The sequence below is a fragment of the Mycobacterium sp. genome, assembly GCF_049281135.1.
Taxonomy (GTDB): Bacteria; Actinomycetota; Actinomycetes; order Mycobacteriales; family Mycobacteriaceae; genus Mycobacterium.
On record NZ_JBAPRN010000379.1, the window covers coordinates 1 to 2,872 of the forward strand.

Sequence of the window (2,872 nt, forward strand, 5' to 3'; positions counted from 1 at the left end):
AATTGAATATCACGCACCGTTGCCAGGTGCCGTCGGGCTGGACGGGTCCATCGCATCGGCTGGCGGAGAGTCCCCCGTACAGGCAGCCCGCGATGGCCGGCGGCGCCGAGCCAACTAGCCCGCCGACGACCAGCACAGCCGCCGGCCCCGCGAAGATGTAGTGCTTCATGGCCCCTTTTCCTCCACATCGCCGCCGGCAATGAAACTACTAGTTCTCGTCCGATCTGGGGGCCATTAGTCAGGTAATCGCGGTAGCGGCATGATGGGATCGGGATCGACGCTGAATCCCACAGGGGTTGACCTCGAGAAGGACCGGACGTGACGCGCCTGCTGATCGCTAACCGCGGTGAGATCGCGCTCCGAATCATCCGCACGGCAACCGAGTTGGAGCTCGACACGGTCGCCGTCTACGCCGAGGACGATGCCGACAGCCCGCACGTGCACGCGGCTGACGAAGCTATCGCTCTGCCCGGCGCCGGCCCGGCCGCATACCTCGACCACGCAGCGATCCTGGCGGCGGCCAAGGACTCCGGTGCCGAGCTGATCCATCCCGGTTACGGGTTCCTGAGCGAACACCCCGGTTTCGCCCAGGCATGTGCGGCAGCGGGATACACCTTCGTCGGGCCCGACGTCGCCGCGCTCGAACTGTTCGGGAACAAGTCGGCGGCCCGGCGTGCGGCCGCTGCGGCCGGCGTGCCGGTACTGCCGGCCACCGAAGGACCCAGCGACGTCGATGACATTCGCGCCTTCGCCGCCGCCCACGAGGGCGCGATCGTGATCAAGGCGCTTGCCGGCGGCGGCGGTCGCGGCATGCGAATAGTCCACAGCGCAGACCAGATTGACGACGCCTACCGGCAGTGCGCCGCAGAGGCGCAACTCGGCTTCGGCGATCCGGCGCTCTTTGCCGAGGCGCACCTGGCCCAGGCGCGGCATATCGAGGTGCAGATCGTCGCAACGCCGTCACGCGCGCTCGCGCTGGGTGACCGGGACTGCAGCATCCAGCGCCGCCACCAGAAGTTGGTCGAAATCGCACCGGCACAGGGTATTTCGCCAGCATTGCGTCGTGAGCTGCACCGGGCAGCGGCTCTGCTGTGTTCGCAGGCGGATTACCGTGGAATCGGCACGGTCGAGTTCCTGGTGACCGGTGAGCAGTTCGTCTTCCTCGAGGTCAACCCGCGGATCCAGGTGGAGCACACGGTGACCGAAGAAGTCACCGGCGTCGACCTGGTAGCCGTGCAGTTGAGAATCGCCCAGGGCGCGTCGTTGCACCAACTGGGATTGCCGGCCGGGATCGCCGCCGACGGCGGCGAAGTCGTCGGTGCGCTCGCCGCGGTTCGCGGTATCGCGATCCAGACGCGGGTCAACATGGAGACGATGGAGGCCGACGGGTCAGTCCTGCCCACCGCGGGCACCCTCACGCTGTTTTCGCCGCCCAGCGGACCCGGCGTGCGGGTCGACACCTTCGGGTGTCCCGGACTGACGCCGAGCCCACGCTATGACTCGCTGCTGGCCAAAGTGATCACCCGGGTACGCGGATCGTCGTTTTCCGCCGCGGTGCGCAAGGCGCAGACGGCGTTGGATGAATTCGGTATCGAAGGAATCCGTACCAACGCCGGATTTGTGCGGGAAGTGCTGTCGCACAGCCATGTTCGCTCCGGCCCGGTGACCACCGAATTTATCGACGACAACCTTTCCGCCTTCATCGTCGCTGCGCAGTCTCGCCGTCATGAACCCCGACTCGCACCGCTGGAACTGTATCCGGGTGAGGAAGTGCTGCGGGCGCAGCTGGCCGGCACCGTGATCGAGGTCGCGGCCGAAGGGGCCGAGTTCCCCGCAGGCGCGCCACTGGCAGTGCTCGAGGCCATGAAAATGCAACATGTGCTCACCGCGCCGGACGCGGTGCGCACGGTCCGGGCTTTGGTGACGTCCGGGCAGGTGGTCGGCACCGGAGACCCCGTGGTGGTCTTCACCCGCACCGGCGACAGCGCCGGCGCCGCAGATGTCTCCGCTCTCGACCTGGACCGAGACCGTGCCGACCTCGAGGAAGTCCGTCGCCGGCATCTGCTCACCCTCGATGAAGGTCGGCCGAAGGCGATTGCCAAGCGGCACAACCAGAATCGTCGCACCGCCCGCGAGAACATCGCCGACCTGGTCGACCCCGGAAGCTTCGTGGAATACGGCGCGCTCGCGGTCGCCGCGCAGCGCAGCCGGCGCTCGGAAGACGATCTGATCGCCAACACTCCAGCCGACGGATTGGTCGCGGGGGTGGCGAGAATCGGTGGCGTCGAGACCGCCGTGCTGTCGTATGACTACACCGTGCTCGCCGGCACGCAGGGTATGCGCAACCACGCCAAAACCGATCGGGTCTTCGAGCTGGCCGCCCGCAGAAAGCTGCCGGTGGTGTTGTTCGCCGAAGGCGGCGGTGGCCGGCCTGGCGACACCGATGTCGCGAGCATGGCCGGCCTCGACGTGCCAACCTTCCGCACGCTGGGCGCGCTCAGCGGCCGGGTGCCGCTGGTATCGATCGTGTCGGGACGTTGCTTCGCCGGCAACGCGGCGCTGGCCGGCACCTGTGACGTCATCATCGCGACTCCTGAGGCCAACATCGGCATGGGTGGTCCGGCGATGATCGAAGGCGGCGGCCTCGGCCAATACCGGCCGGAGGATATCGGGCCCATCGACGTGCAGCGGCGCAACGGGGTCGTCGGATTGACCGCCCGCGACGAGGAGCATGCGGTGTCGCTGGCCAAGCAGTACCTGTCCTATTTTCAGGGCAGGCTGTCCGACTGGGAGGCTCCCGATCCGCGCCGGGCACGACATGTCATACCGGAGAACCGGTTACGGGCCTACGACGTGCATCACGCGATCGACT

2 protein-coding genes are annotated in these 2,872 nt (G+C 67.4%); one reads left to right on the forward strand and one right to left on the reverse strand.

The annotated features are described in order from the left end of the window. Window positions 1-169 (reverse strand): CDGP domain-containing protein (locus WAN02_RS15250; RefSeq protein WP_422265043.1); only part of this gene is annotated, 169 nt, incomplete at its 3' end. A gap of 149 nt (window positions 170-318) precedes the next feature. Here WAN02_RS15250 and WAN02_RS15255 point away from each other — a divergent pair. Continuing rightward, window positions 319-2,872: biotin carboxylase N-terminal domain-containing protein (locus WAN02_RS15255; RefSeq protein WP_422265042.1), on the forward strand; the 2,554-nt coding region annotated here is incomplete at its 3' end.